Genomic DNA, 17,936 nt, shown 5'->3' with positions numbered 1-17,936 from the left:
CGTATTGTAGCAAGATATCGAACGAGCGCAAGAGAAAAATCGCAAAGTTGTTGATGTTTGATTATAAATACAACAACTTTGCCTGATTTTATGCAAAAAATTACCAAAATTTCAGTTTAGAAGCGATATTGGTACTGTTGGATATTGCTGTAAATTTCAGTATTCATATCGCAATAGGCATTGCTATTGGGCAATAAGACTAAAATTTGTTCATTGGTTTTTTCTGGATCGAAGGCTTGCTCTTTCAGCTTGTTCTTCTGATATTTAAAGGTACCTGTGGTTTCCACTTGTTTTTGAACACGTAAGAATACAGGGATGGCATAGGCTGGTAAGCTTTTTTTGAAGCAACTGAGCATGGCTTGCAGGTCTTGTTCATTCAGTTGGGCTTGCTCTGCTAAGGTGATAGCAGCCATACCTGCACGTCCATTGGTGTGTGGAATTTCCACGCCATATACTACCGCTTCGGCAATTTTGGGATATTCACACAACATGTTCTCGACTTCAGTGGTCGAGACATTTTCGCCTTTCCAGCGGAAGGTATCGCCAAGGCGGTCAACAAACTGTGCATGGCGGAAGCCAATATCCCGCACTAAATCACCTGTGTTAAAGTAGGCATCGCCGTTCTTAAACACGTTGGACATAATCACAGACTTGTTTTTTTCAGGGTCGGTATAGCCATCAAAAGGGGAGCGACGGGTAATTTTACCGATCAACAGGCCGACTTCGCCTTTGCTTACTTTTTGACACCAACCATTTACATCACGAATAGGTTCGTTTTTTTCTTTGTCGAATTGAACGATAGCATAAGGTGTTGGGGAGAATCCGACAGTGTTGTCGAAATTAAACACATTGCTAAAGCCAACATTACCTTCACTGGATGCATAGAGTTCAAGCACTTCTTCTACACCAAAACGTTGTTTAAATTTGTCCCAGATATTCGGGCGCATGCCATTGCCAATCATTTTTTTGACACGATGGGTGTGCTCCAACTCCGATGCAGGCGCATCCATTAAGTAACGGCATAGCTCTCCTACATAGCCAATCGCAGATGCGTTAAATGTTTGCACATCTTTCCAGAACGCAGAGGTCGAATATTTACGTCGCAATGCCAAAGTCGCACTACTTGCAATCACTCCACACCAGCACACCACAATACCTGTCGCGTGGTAGAGCGGCAGGGTAACGTACATGACATCATCACTGTTTAAATCCAGCACGTGCCCATAAGTGCCATAGGCAAGTGTCCAGCGACTATGGGTGAAGATCACCGCTTTCGGTAAGCCTGTGGTGCCCGAGGTATAGATGTAAAATAAGCCATCTTTGCCTTTCACGCTATGCGTGGTTGGCGTGTTAAAGGTCGGAAAGGTGATGATTTCATCGGCTAAATTTAGATAATGTACAGGTGCTGTAGCTGTATGTTGACGTGTTTCTTGGTCGGCAAACCAATGAAAACGCTGCTCAGGCAAGTTAAGCTCTTGACGAATGTCATCTACGGCAGCGCGGCATTCTTCTCCGACAATGAGTGCAATTGGGTTGACCAAATTAATACTATGCGCCAAAACTTTGCCAACTTGTGAAGTATTCACCAAAGCCGCCGTGACCCCAATTTTTGCCAAAGCTAAAACACTGGCAACCAGTTCTGGGCGATTTTCAACCATTACTGCAATGACATCACCTTTTTGCGCACCAATTGACAAATAATAGTGTCCAATTTGGTTTGCCCAATCATTGAGTTGTTGATAGGTATATTTTTGCTCTTCAAATAATAATGCATAGCCATGTGGGTTGCGTTTTACGGCTTTTTCAAAGGCAATACCTAAGCCCGCTGGAGAGTTTGGGGTACGTAAATATGCTTGTTTCAACCCTGTAACCAGATGTGGAAGTTTTCCAATAAATTGCGGGATTTTGGCAGCGACGTCTGTAATTCCAATAAGATCGCTCTGTGTGGTTTGGCTCATAAGAATCCTATTTATTTTTCGTGTCCAATACGATGTCTTTGTCTACAGGTTGAACGAAGTAATCTGTACAGTTGTCCTTTTAATCGTTTCTTTCTAGTGCAATCAACCTAATCTGTTCAAAATAACAAAAAAAACCTAGCCATCGAAATGACTAGGTTTTAATTATTTTACAACAATTGGGTAAATACTTACTCTGCTGTAGGCGTTATTTTTTTCGGTGGGCGGCCACGTGGACGACGCGGACGAGCTTTTTCTTTCTCTTCCTTTTCAGCCGCAGTTTCTTCTGTCGCTGTATCTTCGATAACATCTACAGCAAGCTCAGTCTGTGCAGGTTCTGCTTTGGCTTTAGCTTTCACAGGTGTTTTAGTTTCAACCATTGCCTCTTCTACTACTACAGCAGGTTCAGGAACAGCTTCAGTTACTGCAACTTCGGTAGCAGCCTCGACAGGTTCAACCGCCTCAGTAACATTTTCAACTACTGCTACGGCAGTGAGTTCAGCAGCAACAGGCGTTTCTTCCACGTGTGCTTGTTTTACTTGTGCTAGGGCTTGCTCAGCAGCCTGTTTTGCTAAACGACGACGCTCACGCGGGTCATTGGCAACGCGCTTTTCTGACTCAGGCTTTGGCGGTGTTAAGTCCAACACAGGTGCTGGTTCAGCTTCAGGAGTAGCTTTCGCAACTTCTACATCACGTGTGACAGGTTTTTTCTCCGTTTCAACAACCACAGTACTTGTGTTGAGGCTTGCTGCATATTCTGCAGTAAACTTCTGTAGTGCGCGGTTGAAGGTTGGAATTAAGCCAAACTGCTCAATCAGCACAGCACAGTCTTCACCATAAACATGGCGAATTAAGCTACCTACTGTGTATTGGGCTAAAGTCGGTACTTGTGATGGGTTAAGCTTTGGCGCTTGCGCTCGTTTAGCTTGAGCATCACGTTGTTGGCGACGATGCATACGCGGGTCATTGCTTGCACGTTTGCCGTCAGAACGAGGCTTTTGAGCTTCCACTTCAACTTGTGGTGCTGGTACTTTAGCCTGAACTTCACCTTTTGCTTCAGTCACAGCAGTGGCAGGAGCAGCTTCAACCACTTCTGGAGTTTCAGTCACGGCAGGAACAGCCACAGCTTCCACAGCCTTTACGGTTGTAGGCTTGTTGATGGCGATGATTTCACTTTGCGCTTGATCCACATTGACCACAAGTGCTGTCGGCATGATGTCTTGACGCGGAGCATCAATGACTTCTACCTTGACTTGTTGCTCATCGACCACGACTGGAGCAGGTGCTACTACCGCAGCTTGCTGCTCATTGAATACGCTTTGGTCGCGGTGGCGATTTGGGCGATTCGGACGTTGCTGGTTGTTACGGTCACGACGTGGAACAGCTTGTTCAGCATGCGTTTCGCTCTGTTGATCTTGCTGTGGTTGACGTTGTTGCTGACGTTGACGCTTTTGCTCACGCTGTTCTTGGCGTTGCTCTTGGCGCGACATTTGTACAACTTCTTCAACCACTTGATTTTGTTCTTGTGGTTGCTCACGTTGTTCGCGTTGCTTGGTGTTATTGTTACGCTTTTTGTTGTGACGTTGCGTTTTTTCTTCTTTCTCAGAATTTTTTTCTGCAAAGTCACGTTGCTCTGATTTTTGTGGAGCAGGTGTAGCCGACAAGTACACATTGTTGTTTGCAACAGGTGTTGCGACAACAGCAGCAGGTGTTGCTGTTACTTGACCAAATTGACCGCGGCTGACTGCGCCACCATTGACCATTTGCTCAATTGCAGATGCAGCATTATTTGCTGTACGGGCTTGATCAACCGTGTGTGCTTGCTTTTGAACAAATAGATTTTCTAACCATGCACATGGGCTGCTTGACGCAGTTGTTGCAGCAGCAGGGCTAGGGGCTTGCGTACTTTGTTGAGCAGCTTGCTGTGGCTTTTTCTTGCTATTTTTGTCAGCAATAGGTGCAGCGCTTGGTTGTTGATCAGCATCTTCTAAATGCCAATTTGAAGCTTCATAACCCAATTCTTTTTCGCTAGAACGTGTTGCTTCGGTACGTTCATAACTGGTTGGCGCGAAGCCTTCAGGGTTATAAGAAATTTCGTAATGCGGCGTTTCTAAGTGAGGGTGTGGCAATACTGTTACACGAACACCCGAGGTTTGCTCTAAGTAAACCAAGCTGTGACGCTTTTCATTCAATAAGAATGCAGCAATTTCTACAGGCACTTCAACTTGAACTTCACCATGACGTTCACGTAGGGCAATTTCTTCCACTTTACGCATAATTGAAAGTGAAAGTGAGCGCAAGTCACGCACCATACCGGTACCGTGGCAACGTGGGCAAACATAACCAGTGGCTTCTTCTAAAGATGGACGTAAGCGTTGACGGCTCATTTCCATTAAACCAAAGCGCGACAATTGACCAAACTGAATGCGGGCGCGGTCGCTTTGTGTTGCTTCACGTAATTTTGCTTCCACCATGCGTTGGTTGCGGTCTTTGGTCATATCGATGAAGTCGATGACCACCAAACCACCAATATCGCGTAAGCGCAATTGACGTGCAATTTCTTCTGCGGCTTCTAGGTTGGTATTGAGTGCAGTTTCTTCTACATCATGACCACGAGTCGATTTTGCAGAGTTAATATCGATCGAAACCAAAGCTTCTGTTTGGTCAATCACGATTGAACCACCAGAAGGTAATTTTACTTCACGCTCATACGCAGTTTGAATTTGGCTTTCAATACCAAAATGAGCAAATAATGGCTCGTTTAACGTATAGGTTTTTAACTTGTCGATTTGACGAGGCATGACTGCTTTTACGAAGTTATACGCTTCGTTATAGGCTTGCTCAGAGTCAATTAAGATTTCTGCCACATCATCACGTAAGTAATCACGGATGGCACGCGTCACCACACCGGCTTCTTGATGCACCAACATTGGTGATGGACCAGAACTTGCAGTGCTTTGGATTTGTGCCCAAAGATCGAGAAGGTGCTGTAGATCGAGTTGTAACTCTTCCTGAGAGCGACCAATACCCGCAGTACGTACAATCACGCTCATGCCACGAGGGACATTGAGTGATGCCAACATTTCTTTTAATTCTTCACGAACTGAACCCGAAATTTGACGGCTGATGCCACCACCTTTTGGATTGTTAGGCATAAGGACTAAATAGCGACCTGCCAAAGAAATAAAGGTAGAAAGTGCCGCGCCTTTGTTGCCACGTTCTTCTTTTTCCACTTGGACTAAAAGCTCAGTACCTTCAGTAATCAGTTCACGGATATTCGAAGTCTGGCGAGGGTCAGCTTTGTAGTATGAATTTGCGATTTCGCGCATAGACAGGAAGCCTTGGCGACCTGCACCATATTCTACAAATACAGCTTCTAGAGAAGGCTCGACGCGAGTCACATGACCTTTATAGATATTCGATTTTTTTTGTTCACGAGTACGATTTTCTAAATCAAAATCGTAAAGACGCTGACCAGTAACCAGTGCAACGCGGACTTCCTCAGCATGTGTTGCATTAATCAACATACGTTTCATGGGTGTAACACCTTATAGTGATACACAGCAAAAAATCGCTATTCACGTAGCGAGCATCAAACATCATGGATCAAACTCAGATCTCAAATAAACCAATTGTGGTCTGAGGGTTTTCACTGGCCTTTTTTAAGGTGGGCTCCAGTTTTGATTCACGTATTGATGATGGCAATACGGCTTCAATCTTTCAACGATTAAAGACACCTGTACACTTCACTGGCGAACGAGCGGTGCATTGGATGTGAGTAACTTTCACTGTCACATTGCTCGAAGAGCATCCCTACATAAGAGTGTCTTGATACGGAATTATCGTCGTATCTTTACAAATTGTGCAGATCCAATGCATCAGACGCTGTAGCCTGAATGTGGTTTCAGGGTGCGACTAATCTGATGTGTATCAGTTTACGTTTAAAAACCAACTTGAGGTTGGCGACATATTTTTTCAGGCAAACTGATTTATGTACCTGAGGTACAATTAAACGCAACAGTTTGCAGTTTTGCCGATATAATAAGCCTTCGGCGTCGGCATAATTCTTTTGGGACCTTTTCGAGTTTATAATCAAAATGTCAGTCACATTTCAACTTAAATTCAATTGAAATGCGTTGATGATGATTCACTTACGATGGTTTCCGTGCGCTGACTATAGCAAACCTTGCATCATCTGCCTATGGGCTAAGCTAACGTTTCTAGTGAAAAGTATAGCCTAAATGATCAGTTTTTAATCAATTTTAGTATTTTTTTAGGTCACAGTATCTGTATGAATTCTACGCAAGAATGGCAAAGTGTCACTTGGTTTGAAGTGGATGAGCATCAAGCGGGTCAACGCATCGATAATTTTTTATTTAGCCGACTCAAAGGTGTGCCGAAAAGTCGCATTTATCGTTTAATTCGTGAAGGTCAGGTGCGCGTGAATAAAAAGCGCATTAAAGCGGAAACCAAATTGGCAATTGGCGATCAGATTCGTGTTGCGCCAATTCGTTATGAACAAAAAGATGAAACGGCTGCGCCAGTTTCAGACAAAGTCGCACAAAGTTTACTGAGCCGTGTCGTGTACGAAGATGAGGGCTTGATGGTGGTGAATAAACCATCGGGGATTGCGGTGCATGGCGGCAGTGGCGTGGCCTATGGTCTGATCGAAGGTTTACGGGCTGCAACGGGAAAAAAATATTTAGAACTGATTCACCGTATTGACCGTGATACATCCGGTTTGGTGATGATTTCTAAGAAACGTAGCGTGTTAAAAACTTTGCAAGATATGCTGCGTGAACACAAAATTAAGAAGACTTATGCTGCTGTGGTCAAAGGTGTCGTCAGCCTCGATAAGCAGTTGATTGATGCGCCTTTACACCGTTACGAATTGTCGAATGGCGAACGTCGTGTACGCGTCTCTAAAGAAGGTAAAGATTCGAAAACTCAGTGGAATGTCGCTGAGCGTTTTATGCATGCGACTTTGGTGTATGCTTCGCCGCTTTCGGGTCGTACCCATCAAATTCGTGTGCATGGTTTAAGTATTGGTCATCCGCTGGTTGGCGATGATAAATATGGTCATGAAACGGAATATAAGGGACCAAAACCACGCCGTTTATGTTTACACGCCATGCGTTTGGATATTCCTGGTTATCCACCAATTGAAGCACCTTTACCTGAAGATATGCAGAATATTGTGGCGCAGTTAAGAGCACAGAAGAAGGACTAAACCTTTTCCCTCTCCTTTTAGGAGAGGGTTAGAGAGAGGTAATAAAATAGGACCTCTTTTGTCGTGATTAACTGGAAATGATGCTGTATTGGTCATTTTTACTTTTCAAAGATGAAAAGTAACAAAAATCTTTTGTTGAGCTGATGGAACGTCCTTGTACCACAGCTCAACGGCGACATCCTTGTCGCCATCATGTAGCAAATGCATCGTGTAAATTTTCTTCATAAAAGCAAATATTGGAACCCCAGCATGCAAAAACCTGTAGAACTGATTATCTTTGATTGGGATGGCACATTATTTGATTCAGTGGGGCAAATTGTGGACAGTCTTTTGTTTGCAGCGCAGCAATTTGAGCAACCCTTAACGCCTGAAGCGGCAAAAAGTATTATTGGTTTGGGTTTGCCTGAAGTGGCTCAAGTCTTATTTCCGACAGTGCCTGAATTACATACTGATCTTTTGAAGTGTTATGGCGATCATTATGTTGCCCATTCAACCGATGATGCTTGGTTTGCGGGGATTGCTGAAATGTTATATGGACTCAAAAATCAGGGGGTTCAGCTTGCGGTGGCGACAGGTAAAAGCCGTAAAGGTTTGGATCGTGTGCTGGCTCAAACCAATAGTCATGATTTGTTTGAGATTACGCGTGCGGCAAGCGAAACCAAGTCTAAACCTGACCCGTTGATGTTGCGGGAAATCTTACAGTTCACTGGGTTGCGCCCAGAGCAAGCGATTATGGTCGGCGATACTTCTTATGATTTGGAAATGGCGCAAAATATTGCCATGCCAAGAGTCGGCGTCGCCTATGGTGTACATACTAAAAATATTTTGCAGCAGTTTAATCCGTTGACCATTGCAGATGATGTCGCGAGCTTAGATCAGTTTTTAAATCTGCAAGTAAATGCTTCTGATGTGGCTTAAGCAAAGTTGATTATTTTTCAAGGCGTGTAAGGATATACGCCTAAAATTACTTTTGAATAACAAGAAAATCCGCTATGAGTCGTTCTATTCGATTACTTCATTTATTACAGCATCTGCGTGAACAGCGTTATCCTGTTACTGCGCAACGTTTGGCTGAACATTTACAAATCAGTGTGCGAAGTGTTTATCGAGATATTGAAAGTTTACGTGATCAAGGGGTCAATATTGAGGGGAGTGTCGGTTTAGGATTTCAATTGAAAGAAAACTTTCTCCTTCCACCCATGAGTTTGGATGAATCCGAAATTGAAGCGATGTATCTGGCATTACAATGGGCTAAATCTATTCCTGATCAAGCATTACAGCAGGCTTCACATTCGGTATTAAGCAAATTAAAAGCCGTATTGCCACAAAGAAAACAAGAATTTTTAAATGATACCTATCTAAAATCCATTCATTCATGGATTGAGGTTGATCAAACCATTGTGGAACAAGTTCGTATCGCCATTCGTTTACAAACTAAAATCCAGATTGATTATGTTGATGAACAAAAACAGATTTCACACAGGCAATTATGGCCGTTTGCATTGGGATATTTTAACGACAAAATGTTGTTGGCGGCATGGTGTGAATTACGAGAAGATTTTAGAAATTTCCGTTTAGATCGAATTCAAACGCTGATATCCACGGAGCAAATTTATCCCCAATTTAAACGCCATTTATTTCAACAATGGTGTCAAAAAGAATTTTCACATTCAGAAAAATCAGCAAGCACTACTGACAAAAACTGACACAGCTTAGTTCTATTCTAAAAAAACAATAAACACAGAGGATAGAACAATGGCTTTAACTTTATATACAAATAAGCAATCTCGAGGCGTTGTGGTGGATTGGCTCATTCTTGATTTGGGGATTGAGGTTGAGCGCGTAGAAATCGCCTATGGCGCAGAAATGAAATCAGCCGAATTTTTAAAACTCAACCCTTTTGGTAAAGTGCCAGTTTTGGTTGATGGTGATGTGGTGATTTATGAGTTAGATGCCATTTGTGCATATTTGGCAGATAAATTCTCTGAAAAAGGGTTAGCTCCTGCACTAGATGATCCGAAAAGAGGTCTATATTATCGTTGGTTGTTCTTTGGTGCAGGCCCGTTTGCAGCAGCTTCCGACAATGAACATTTAAAAGTTCAGGTTGCACCAGAGCAAAAAATGTTTATGGGCTATGGCGATTATCAAGATACCTATCAAGCCTTGATTCAAGGTTTGGAACAAGCAAGCCCCTATTTATGCGGTTCACAGTTTACGGCAGCCGACATCAGTTTAGGGGCAATGATCATGTGGCAATTAAAAATGAATTTATTAAAACCACATCCTGCAATTGAGCGCTATGTATTGGCCATACAACAACGTGAAAGTTTAAAGAATAATCCTGCTTTATTTGCAGCGTAAAACCATTTTACTCCGATAAGCCTCTTATGCAGGTAATGCCAGTCAGTGAATAAATTGACTGGCATTTTTATTTTAAATTCATGATGTTATTCGGTGTGATAGAACGTGATCCGCAACTGTTCGAGGCATGAGGTGTAACGGACTGGTATGACTTATGAAAAGAGGCGTATTTTTTGTGGTAAATATTTTATAGATAGACTTCTCGCTTATTATTTTTTAGTCGTAGATGCAAAGTGTAATCAAAATATACCCCACTAAATTTTGAATGATTGGGTCATTTTTCTCTTTGATTTTTTCTATGCTGTTTATTTTGATGGATAAAACAAAAAAGATTTATAGGTTCTAACTATTGTAAAAAATAAAATAAGTATTGGCGCAAAACCTGCAATTTTCCGATGCTTAAGCGGTCTAAAACATACTCGTTTTTAGTGGTGCTTAGGGATAAGCCCTTGGTTTCACCTTTGGTCATTTGCAAGGTCTATTTTGACTATCTCTTGATTTCCCTTGCTCGCTAAAACGGTATTTGTCTCTATTTTGCAGTTTAAGGAACCCTAGATGTCGAATTCTGCTGTTGTTGAATCCGTTGCGCAGGCTTTACGTAACGCTGAGCTTACACAGACTGCGATTGCACCCATTCGCCCACAACTGGGCGCGGAACAGGCAGACGTCGATATTGCGTATGCGGTTCAGGAAGTGAATACCCAACGTGCCTTGAAAGAAGGACGTCGCTTAGTGGGGCGTAAAATTGGTCTCACCTCTAAAGTGGTTCAAGCTCAATTGGGCGTGGATCAACCTGATTTTGGCATGTTGTTTGCCGACATGGCTTATGGCGATGGTGAGGCTATTCCTGCTGGTTTGCTCATTCAACCGAAAGTTGAAGCTGAAATTGCACTGATTATTAACAAAGATTTAACCCAAGAAAAACATAGCTATGCGGACATTATCAGCGCTACAGCTTATGCCTTGCCTGCTATAGAAGTGGTGGATAGCCGTATTGAAAACTGGAAAATTTCACTGATTGATACCGTGGCGGACAATGCGTCTTCTGCTGCTTTTGTGTTGGGTTCACGCCCAGTGAAATTAGATCAGCTTGATTTGGCTCATTGCAAAATGACCATGACCCGCGGTGATGAAGTGGTTTCACAAGGCATTGGCAAAGCCTGCTTAGCCAATCCTTTAAATGCCGCAGTTTGGCTTGCCGATGAAATGGTACGCCGTGGTCGCCCATTGCTTGCGGGAGACATTATTTTAACTGGTGCGCTTGGCCCAATGGTTGTTGCAAACCCGGGTGACGAATTCAAAGTTGAAATTGAAGGCTTTGGTTCAGTGGTCGCTGCGTTTGCTGCGGAATAAATTGAAATTTTGAGAGAGTAGATGCATGAAAAAGATTAAATGTGCATTAATCGGTCCGGGAAATATTGGAACTGATTTGCTATATAAGTTACAGCGCAGCGAGTTTTTGGAACCTGTCTGGATGGTGGGGATTGACCCAACTTCAGAAGGTCTGACCCGCGCAGCGAGTATGGGCTTAAAAACTACAGCTGAGGGTGTAGATGGCCTACTGCCACATGTGCTTGCGGATGAAATTCAAATTGCCTTTGATGCGACCTCAGCTTATGTACATGCGGAAAATAGCCGTAAGTTGAATGAGTTGGGTGTGCAGATGATTGATCTGACGCCTGCTGCCATTGGTCCTTTCTGTGTGCCACCTGTAAATCTTCAAGAACTCTTGGATGCAGGTGAGCTACCGAATGTGAACATGGTGACCTGTGGTGGACAAGCGACCATTCCGATGGTGGCTGCCGTTTCACGTGTTCAGCCTGTGAGCTATGGTGAAATTATTGCTACGGTTTCGACCAAATCTGTGGGTCCGGGCACGCGTAAAAACATTGATGAATTTACCCGTACTACGGCTGGCGCGATTGAGAAAGTCGGCGGTGCGAAACAAGGTAAAGCGATCATCATTATTAACCCTGCCGAGCCACCATTGATGATGCGTGATACGGTGCATTGCTTGGTTGAAGGTGAACCTGATCAAGCAGCAATTACGGCATCTGTTCAAGCCATGATTGTCGAAGTTCAAAAATATGTACCTGGCTATAAACTGGTGAATGGCCCAGTATTTGATCGCAACCGCGTGTCGATCTACCTTGAAGTAGAAGGCTTGGGTGATTTCTTGCCAAAGTATGCAGGGAATTTGGACATTATGACTGCGGCAGCTGCGCGCACTGCGGAAATGTTTGCGGAACGTTTATTGGCTACGGCTGAAGTATAAGGAGCAACCCATGTCTAAGATTATTGTGCATGATATGACTTTGCGTGATGGTATGCATCCACAGCGCCATCAAACCACTGTTGAGCAAATGATTGCCATTTCAACTGCCCTTGATGATTCAGGCGTACCTTTAATTGAAGTGACGCATGGCGACGGTTTAGGTGGTTCATCAGTGAACTACGGTTTTGCCGCAGCAACGGATGAAGAGTATTTGTCAGCGGTTGTTCCGCGCATGAAAAATGCCAAAGTTTCGGCATTGCTGTTGCCGGGAATTGGTACGGTCGATCATTTGAAAATGGCGCACGAAATTGGCGTTTCAACCATCCGTGTGGCAACTCACTGTACCGAAGCGGATTGCTCAGAACAGCATATTACTGCGGCACGTCAACTGGGTATGGATACCGTTGGTTTCTTGATGTTGGCACACATGGCATCGCCTGCTCAATTGCTTGAAGAAGCGAAAAAGATGGTGTCTTATGGCGCGAACTGTATTTATGTGACTGACTCTGCTGGTTATATGTTGCCGCAAGATGTCACAGACCGCGTTGGTTTGCTGCGTCAAGAGTTGGACAGCAGTATTGAACTGGGTTTCCACGGGCACCACAATTTGGGTATGGGCGTGGCAAATACAGTAGCCGCAGTTGATGCGGGTGCAATTCGTGTGGACTTGGCATCTGCGGGCTTGGGTGCTGGCGCGGGCAATACACCACTGGAATTGTTCATTGCAGTCGCCAACCGTATGGGCTTAGAAACAGGCGTGGATCTGTTTAAAGTACAGGATGTGGCAGAAGATTTGGTCATTCCAATGATGTTGAACCCAATTCGTGCTGACCGTGATGCTGCAACTTTAGGTTATGCAGGTGTCTATTCATCGTTCCTATTGTTTGCGAAACGTGCGGAAGCGAAATATGGCGTGTCTGCACGTGAAATCTTGTTGGAATTAGGTCGTCGTGGGACGGTCGGTGGTCAGGAAGATATGATTGAAGATTTGGCTTTGACCATGTCGAAAGCGAAGGCTGCTTTGGTTTAATTTATTAATATGTATTTGAAAGGCGTCCTTTGGGACGCTTTTTTGTTTTTGGCATTTAGAAATTATTCGGGGGGGATGTCATCAGCAACCTGCGTGATATTTGAAATAGACTGTTTTTGCAATAGCAGTATTTAAATGTATCTGGTGAACAGGTTTTGCGGATGACAAATGTTTTTGGTTCTTTTGGCATAACAAAAGAACGAAATGAGCTCCGAAAAATGGATTTAAAGCAGTAAGACTCCGTAGTGAATAGCTTAAGAAGAAGGCAGTTTTTTAAATATAGTTATTATTACAACGTGATTTTTTATTTTATATCGCATTTAATAAATTAGACTTTTCTAGTTTTAAAGCGATTTAACTTCATTATGCACATATAGAAAATTTCTGTGATATGAGCGCTTTTTCTTATAAATCTACGTCGCTATGAAAAAGTGGAATCGGAATACTTAAACAAAAAAACGCTTAATGATCAAAATCATTCAAAAAAGAAAGAGGTTTTAAACGAGCAAGGCTAGAGAGACTCAATCTTTCAGCACGATCTGAAAAATGGTGTTTAAGGTGAGTTATTGTAATTTTATCTAAATGAAAAAAAAGTGGTGCCTACCTTTGCATTTATAGGGGGTGAAGTCACATTTTCTTAAGACTGTGGTCGGATTTTTTCTCTTCGATGAGTTCCGCATGATGGTGTCATAGTTTAATGTGATCATTGGAATGAATATCATGCGTCGTCAAACTTTATGGACAGCCATCTGTGTCGCAACTGCGGCATTAGGTACAACTGCAACGAATGCAGACTTTATCGACGATAGCCAAGTCCAGTTAAAATTCAGAAATTTCTATTTAGACCGTCAGTACGAAACTGTACCGCAAAATAATTGGGGCAGTTGGTCACAAGGCATCACCTTAGATGCCAAATCAGGTTATGCCCAAATTGGCGCATTGCAGGTCGGTGCGGATGTGTTGGTGCAACATGCTTTTCGTTTAAATGGCCGTGATAAAAATGCCGATTGGGTGTTGCCACATAATGGTCAAGAACAAGCCAGCAATTTCGGCAAAGTGGGTGCAACCTTAAAAGCCAAAGTGTCACAAACAGAATTGAAAGTGGGTGAGTTATTGCCTGTTTCTCCAGTTTTAGTATTTGATCCATCGCGTCAGTTGCTGACCACGTATAGTGGGGCATGGTTAGAGTCGAAAGAGCTTAAAGATACCAAATTGAGCTTGGCCTATATTGATGGCATTAATGCGCGGTATGACAATCAATTTCAGGATTTAAGTTTATTCCCGAACAATAATCCAAATACTGCCAAAGCTGCGGATGGCATGTATATCGCAGGGATTGATCATCAGTTTAACCCTGAAATTGGTGCCAGTTATTGGTATGCCGATGTCCAAGATATTTATCAACAGCATTATGCAGGCATCAATTACAACACCACGCTGGGTACGAAGACTAAGCTGACCAGCCATGTTCGTTATTTTGATAACTCTGAGTCAGGCGATAAATTGTATGGTGAGATTGACAACCAAGCCTTGTCGATGGGAGCCAAGTTCAATCATGGAGCACACAGTGTAGGCTTGGGTTATCAGCAAATGTTTGGGGAAAATAATTTCCCAACTTTGGCGGGATGGGTACCACAGCCTTATTTGGTCAATTGGTCAGTCGCGACCTTTACCAATGCCAAAGAAAAATCATGGAATGTGTCGTATGGGTATGACTTTACCGCATTGGGGTTAAAAGGTTTAAATGCCAATGCGATTTATTTTGCAGGTTTCGATGCCAAAGCGGGCGGTAAAACGAATCAGGACGAACAAGAGCTGAACTTGATTGTGAATTACACCGTACCCGAAGGCAAATTCAAAGGTCTAGGGATTCAAGCTATGTATATCGATACCGATTACGACTGGAAAAGTGATTTAAAAGAATATCGTGTTGCGACCACGTACAGTTATAAATTCTAATCTTCAGCAAGCAGAGCAGGGTGATTCAAAAAAGAATCACCTTGTTTTATGCCAGATGTGTTGTTGTCGGGCGGATCATTGAGCAGCACTTGTTTCTAAAATATAGTCTTTATAAACATGTACTTAAATAATCGTTTTTTTGTAGTGTGTGATCGAAAACAAGTATCAGTTGGGTCGCTTTGAGCAGGTAAGATGGAGCAGTAAAACTGTCGAAATGAACGAATTCATCTGTCTTTGGAAGTATCAAACCAGACAGATTTAAGGCTGTACGAGGAGTAAGTATGAGCACGGTCCAAATCCCCAATTACACCACCGATCCATTCTTTGGCTTGGAAGATAAATGGATTGAAACAGCGGAAGGTGAGTTAACCCATTACCATGAATTGGGTGAAGGCACCCCAATTTTATTTTTACACGGTTCAGGTACAGGTGTATCGGCAGCGGCAAACTGGTGGTTGAACTTACCGCAAATTGCTGAACAAGCCCGTTGTATCGCGATTGACTCGATTGGCTATGGTCAGACCGTTGTGGCAGACGGTACGGCTTATGGTATTCGTGCATGGGTAGATCATGCAGTCCGTACACTGGATGCGTTAGGTATTGAAAAAACTTGGTTAGTGGGCAACTCATTGGGTGGCTGGTTAGCCTTTCAAATGGTGTTGGACTATCCAGAACGTGTCTTGGGTATTGTGTCGATGGGTACGGGCGGCGCGAAACAAACTGCGGCACTGAAAGCCCATGCCAATCCTGTCCTGACGGAAGAAGGCATTAAAAATACTTTGTCGATGTTTGTGGTCGATAAAAGCTTAATTACCGATGAATTGGTGAAAGTACGTTTTGAAGCGGCAAAAAATGACTATGCTTCAGACCGTTTAATGGATGTGGTTGGCGCGCGTGACCGTGATCGCTTCGAGTTCCCGCTCGATTTTGACAAGATGAAAGACATCCAAGTACCTGTGTTGTTAATTCATGGTGTACAGGATGTGGTTATTCCAGTATCTCGCTCATGGGATATTTTAAATACCGTACCATTTGCAGATGCACATATTTTCAGTCAGTGTGGACACTGGTCACAGGTTGAAAAGGCAGAGGAATTTAACACGGTGATTAAAGACTATTTAAGCGCACGTGGCGTGCAATAATTTAAGTCCGATTATTGAGTTGAAGCAAAAGGGATGGTTAAGGCCATCCTTTTTTATATCTTTTATAAAGGCAGATGTAGAAGAACAACGGATTTAAAGCGTAATGAAACCTGCTGCAACATTAATGCTAATGGCTAAAATGGAAGTGTTAAAACCATAAGCCAGAATAATATGCACAATATTTAAAATCCGCATGGAGCGGGAAGTAATCGACACATCTGCTGTTTGTGCCGAGGTACCAATGACATAACTAAAGTATAAGAAGTCGGGATAGGTCGGCTGTGTAGTTTTTGGGAAGTCTAAGCCAGCATTTTGTTGATCTGCAAGGGCGAGATAATAGTCATGTGCATAGTGAATGGCAAACACAGTATGCATAAAAAACCATGCACTAATAATGGTCAGTAGGGACAAAGCCAAGTGGCCATATTTGATGGTTGGATCGTTAGGGAGATAGGTCAATTCCAACACAATCGCAATCAAGCACATTATTAATGTCATGATCACTAATAATAGAATGATCCATTTACTCGCATCTTGTTGTTGTGCATGTTGCAGAATGTGTCGATGGTCAACAGACCACAAGGTTGTCATGGTTTTAACTAAATAACTGGATACGGCAATATTCCAACTGATTAATAAATTGGTCGACCAAGACCAGTCATTAAACGTATTTAGCAGAGCATAAAAAACGGCTGTCATCAAAAAACTAATGAAAAAGAAGGGGCGAAATTGCATTGCCGTTTTTAAACGCTGCAAAGTGTGCGTCGGCATAATCTTCTCCTTCTCTGTTATATTTTTTGTGCTGCTAACGTACCAAGATCTGTTTAAATATAAGCCTAAGTTTAGACTTAAGTTGTAGGTAAAACCTGACAAAAAGTCAGCTTTTTATCACCATACCCTAGCTTAAAAAAGAATACAAAATGAAAAGTGTGAGCTGATGAACGTTGGATAAGTCAGAAATGCTGCAAATACGCTTACGATGTAGCGCATTTTTCCATGAAAAAAGCACATCGCTATTTATTCAGAAAATAGTGGTGTGCCGAATGGGATGATTGATGTGGATCAGATGTTGATTTATTCGCGGTTAATATCCAAATAAAATATTCGAGTTAGCAGTTCTAGAAATTTATTCACGGCCAGTGAAGTGTTGTTTTTACGATAGCTCACATACAGATCCAAATAGGGGAGCTCGACTTCAAGTGGGCGAATTACCGTGTTGTTCATGGTCAAGGGTGCAACGTAGCCTGGTAAAATGGTGCAACCGAGTCCCATACCAATCGAGTTGATATTAAACAGAATATTGTCGGCTTTTTGCACAATATTGAATTCAATGTTGTTGGCTTTAGCAAACTCTAAAATGGTCTGGTGCAGGGTCTGTGACTGTTCGACTGCGGGAATAATAAAATCAATACCATTTAAAGCTTTAATCGGGATTCGCTCGTATTTGGCCAAAGGATGGTCTTTCGGCAGTAAGAAAATCAGTGGTTCACGTAAGACAAACTGGCTTTCAATTTCATCGCTATGAAAATTATGCCGAGTAAAGGTAATGTCCAATTCACCTTTTTTCAGTAAGCGCATTTGTTCAGTATTGTTCATACTGAGCAATTCAATTTTTAAGTCTGGGTTTTGTACCCGTAAATTGGGCAGCACATAAGGAAAGATTTTCATTTCCGCAACAGGGACAAAACCAATGCGCAGCATCTGCTGTTTGGCTTGTGCCACTTGACGTGCCATAGCGACCGCTTTGTCTGCCTGAGCTAAGGTCAGGCGTGCCTGTTCCAGAAAAACAGCACCTTCTTCCGTGAGCTCTACTTTGCGCTTGGTTCGATACAGTAACTGCACACCGACATCTTCTTCAAGGTCTTTGATTTGCTGACTTAAAGAGGGTTGGGCGGTGTAAAGTTTCAATGCTGCTTTGCTAAAGTTGAGTTCTTCAGCAACGGTAATGAAATAGCGAAGGTGTCTAAGTTCCATATCAATAACC

The 17,936-nt window shown here is 42.8% G+C and carries 13 protein-coding genes; 9 read left to right on the top strand and 4 right to left on the bottom strand.

Annotated elements, in window-relative coordinates; genetic code table 11:
- Nucleotides 1–116: 116 nt before the first annotated feature.
- Both DCO44_RS00665 and DCO44_RS00660 read right to left on the bottom strand, forming a co-directional pair.
- The gene (locus DCO44_RS00665; protein ID WP_116758707.1) at nucleotides 117–1,958 is read right to left on the bottom strand and encodes a long-chain-acyl-CoA synthetase; all 1,842 of its coding nucleotides are present in this window, start codon (nucleotides 1,956–1,958) and stop codon (nucleotides 117–119) included.
- A gap of 188 nt (nucleotides 1,959–2,146) precedes the next feature.
- The gene (locus tag DCO44_RS00660; protein ID WP_116758706.1) at nucleotides 2,147–5,491 is read right to left on the bottom strand and encodes an Rne/Rng family ribonuclease; all 3,345 of its coding nucleotides are present in this window, start codon (nucleotides 5,489–5,491) and stop codon (nucleotides 2,147–2,149) included.
- Nucleotides 5,492–6,246: 755 nt separating this feature from the next.
- On the opposite strand from DCO44_RS00660, the gene DCO44_RS00650 reads away from it, so the two are divergent.
- The 9 genes from DCO44_RS00650 to DCO44_RS00610 all read left to right on the top strand — a co-directional run bounded on the left by DCO44_RS00650 (nucleotide 6,247) and on the right by DCO44_RS00610 (nucleotide 15,952).
- Nucleotides 6,247–7,185 (top strand): RluA family pseudouridine synthase, encoded by a 939-nt coding sequence (locus DCO44_RS00650; RefSeq protein WP_116758705.1) that lies wholly within the window; start codon nucleotides 6,247–6,249, stop codon nucleotides 7,183–7,185.
- 249 nt (nucleotides 7,186–7,434) lie between these two features.
- The gene (locus DCO44_RS00645; RefSeq protein ID WP_116758704.1) at nucleotides 7,435–8,103 is read left to right on the top strand and encodes an HAD-IA family hydrolase; all 669 of its coding nucleotides are present in this window, start codon (nucleotides 7,435–7,437) and stop codon (nucleotides 8,101–8,103) included.
- Between the two features lie 74 nt (nucleotides 8,104–8,177).
- Complete coding sequence (locus tag DCO44_RS00640; RefSeq protein WP_116758703.1) at nucleotides 8,178–8,891, top strand: helix-turn-helix transcriptional regulator; 714 nt, start codon at nucleotides 8,178–8,180, stop codon at nucleotides 8,889–8,891.
- Between the two features lie 49 nt (nucleotides 8,892–8,940).
- Nucleotides 8,941–9,546, top strand: a complete 606-nt coding sequence (locus tag DCO44_RS00635; protein ID WP_116758702.1) for a glutathione S-transferase family protein — start codon at nucleotides 8,941–8,943, stop codon at nucleotides 9,544–9,546.
- A gap of 555 nt (nucleotides 9,547–10,101) precedes the next feature.
- Entirely contained in the window at nucleotides 10,102–10,899 is a 798-nt protein-coding gene (locus DCO44_RS00630; protein WP_116758701.1) for a 2-keto-4-pentenoate hydratase, read from the top strand.
- Between the two features lie 25 nt (nucleotides 10,900–10,924).
- Nucleotides 10,925–11,821 (top strand): acetaldehyde dehydrogenase (acetylating), encoded by an 897-nt coding sequence (locus DCO44_RS00625; protein WP_116758700.1) that lies wholly within the window; start codon nucleotides 10,925–10,927, stop codon nucleotides 11,819–11,821.
- Between the two features lie 10 nt (nucleotides 11,822–11,831).
- Nucleotides 11,832–12,851: a 4-hydroxy-2-oxovalerate aldolase gene (dmpG, locus tag DCO44_RS00620; RefSeq protein WP_116758699.1), complete on the top strand. Its 1,020-nt coding sequence runs from the start codon at nucleotides 11,832–11,834 to the stop codon at nucleotides 12,849–12,851.
- Between the two features lie 720 nt (nucleotides 12,852–13,571).
- On the top strand, nucleotides 13,572–14,810 hold the full coding sequence (locus tag DCO44_RS00615; protein WP_116758698.1) for an OprD family outer membrane porin: 1,239 nt from the start codon (nucleotides 13,572–13,574) through the stop codon (nucleotides 14,808–14,810).
- Between the two features lie 281 nt (nucleotides 14,811–15,091).
- Nucleotides 15,092–15,952 carry an alpha/beta fold hydrolase gene (locus DCO44_RS00610; RefSeq protein WP_116758697.1) on the top strand — a complete coding sequence of 287 codons (861 nt, stop codon included), beginning with the start codon at nucleotides 15,092–15,094 and terminating at the stop codon, nucleotides 15,950–15,952.
- A gap of 93 nt (nucleotides 15,953–16,045) precedes the next feature.
- On the opposite strand, the gene DCO44_RS00605 is transcribed toward DCO44_RS00610, so the two are convergent.
- Nucleotides 16,046–16,723 (bottom strand): DUF1345 domain-containing protein, encoded by a 678-nt coding sequence (locus DCO44_RS00605; protein ID WP_116758696.1) that lies wholly within the window; start codon nucleotides 16,721–16,723, stop codon nucleotides 16,046–16,048.
- Between the two features lie 303 nt (nucleotides 16,724–17,026).
- Entirely contained in the window at nucleotides 17,027–17,926 is a 900-nt protein-coding gene (hcaR, locus tag DCO44_RS00600) for a DNA-binding transcriptional regulator HcaR (RefSeq protein ID WP_116758695.1), read from the bottom strand.
- Between the last annotated feature and the right edge of the window lie 10 nt (nucleotides 17,927–17,936).

Origin of the sequence: Acinetobacter sp. AM, from assembly GCF_003105055.1 — a bacterium.
GTDB classification, from domain to species: domain Bacteria; phylum Pseudomonadota; class Gammaproteobacteria; order Pseudomonadales; family Moraxellaceae; genus Acinetobacter; species Acinetobacter tibetensis.
The sequence above is the reverse complement of the archived record's forward strand: the minus strand, read 5'-3'. Positions and strand labels throughout refer to the sequence as shown.

Excerpts from the sequence above, each read along its gene's own strand:
- DCO44_RS00665 (WP_116758707.1), bottom strand. The coding sequence starts at position 1,958 with ATGAGCCAAACCACACAGAGCGATCTTATTGGAATTACAGACGTCGCT.
- DCO44_RS00660 (WP_116758706.1), bottom strand. The coding sequence starts at position 5,491 with ATGAAACGTATGTTGATTAATGCAACACATGCTGAGGAAGTCCGCGTT.
- DCO44_RS00650 (WP_116758705.1), top strand. The coding sequence starts at position 6,247 with ATGAATTCTACGCAAGAATGGCAAAGTGTCACTTGGTTTGAAGTGGAT.
- DCO44_RS00645 (WP_116758704.1), top strand. The coding sequence starts at position 7,435 with ATGCAAAAACCTGTAGAACTGATTATCTTTGATTGGGATGGCACATTA.
- DCO44_RS00640 (WP_116758703.1), top strand. The coding sequence starts at position 8,178 with ATGAGTCGTTCTATTCGATTACTTCATTTATTACAGCATCTGCGTGAA.
- DCO44_RS00635 (WP_116758702.1), top strand. The coding sequence starts at position 8,941 with ATGGCTTTAACTTTATATACAAATAAGCAATCTCGAGGCGTTGTGGTG.
- DCO44_RS00630 (WP_116758701.1), top strand. The coding sequence starts at position 10,102 with ATGTCGAATTCTGCTGTTGTTGAATCCGTTGCGCAGGCTTTACGTAAC.
- DCO44_RS00625 (WP_116758700.1), top strand. The coding sequence starts at position 10,925 with ATGAAAAAGATTAAATGTGCATTAATCGGTCCGGGAAATATTGGAACT.
- dmpG (WP_116758699.1), top strand. The coding sequence starts at position 11,832 with ATGTCTAAGATTATTGTGCATGATATGACTTTGCGTGATGGTATGCAT.
- DCO44_RS00615 (WP_116758698.1), top strand. The coding sequence starts at position 13,572 with ATGCGTCGTCAAACTTTATGGACAGCCATCTGTGTCGCAACTGCGGCA.
- DCO44_RS00610 (WP_116758697.1), top strand. The coding sequence starts at position 15,092 with ATGAGCACGGTCCAAATCCCCAATTACACCACCGATCCATTCTTTGGC.
- DCO44_RS00605 (WP_116758696.1), bottom strand. The coding sequence starts at position 16,723 with ATGCCGACGCACACTTTGCAGCGTTTAAAAACGGCAATGCAATTTCGC.
- hcaR (WP_116758695.1), bottom strand. The coding sequence starts at position 17,926 with ATGGAACTTAGACACCTTCGCTATTTCATTACCGTTGCTGAAGAACTC.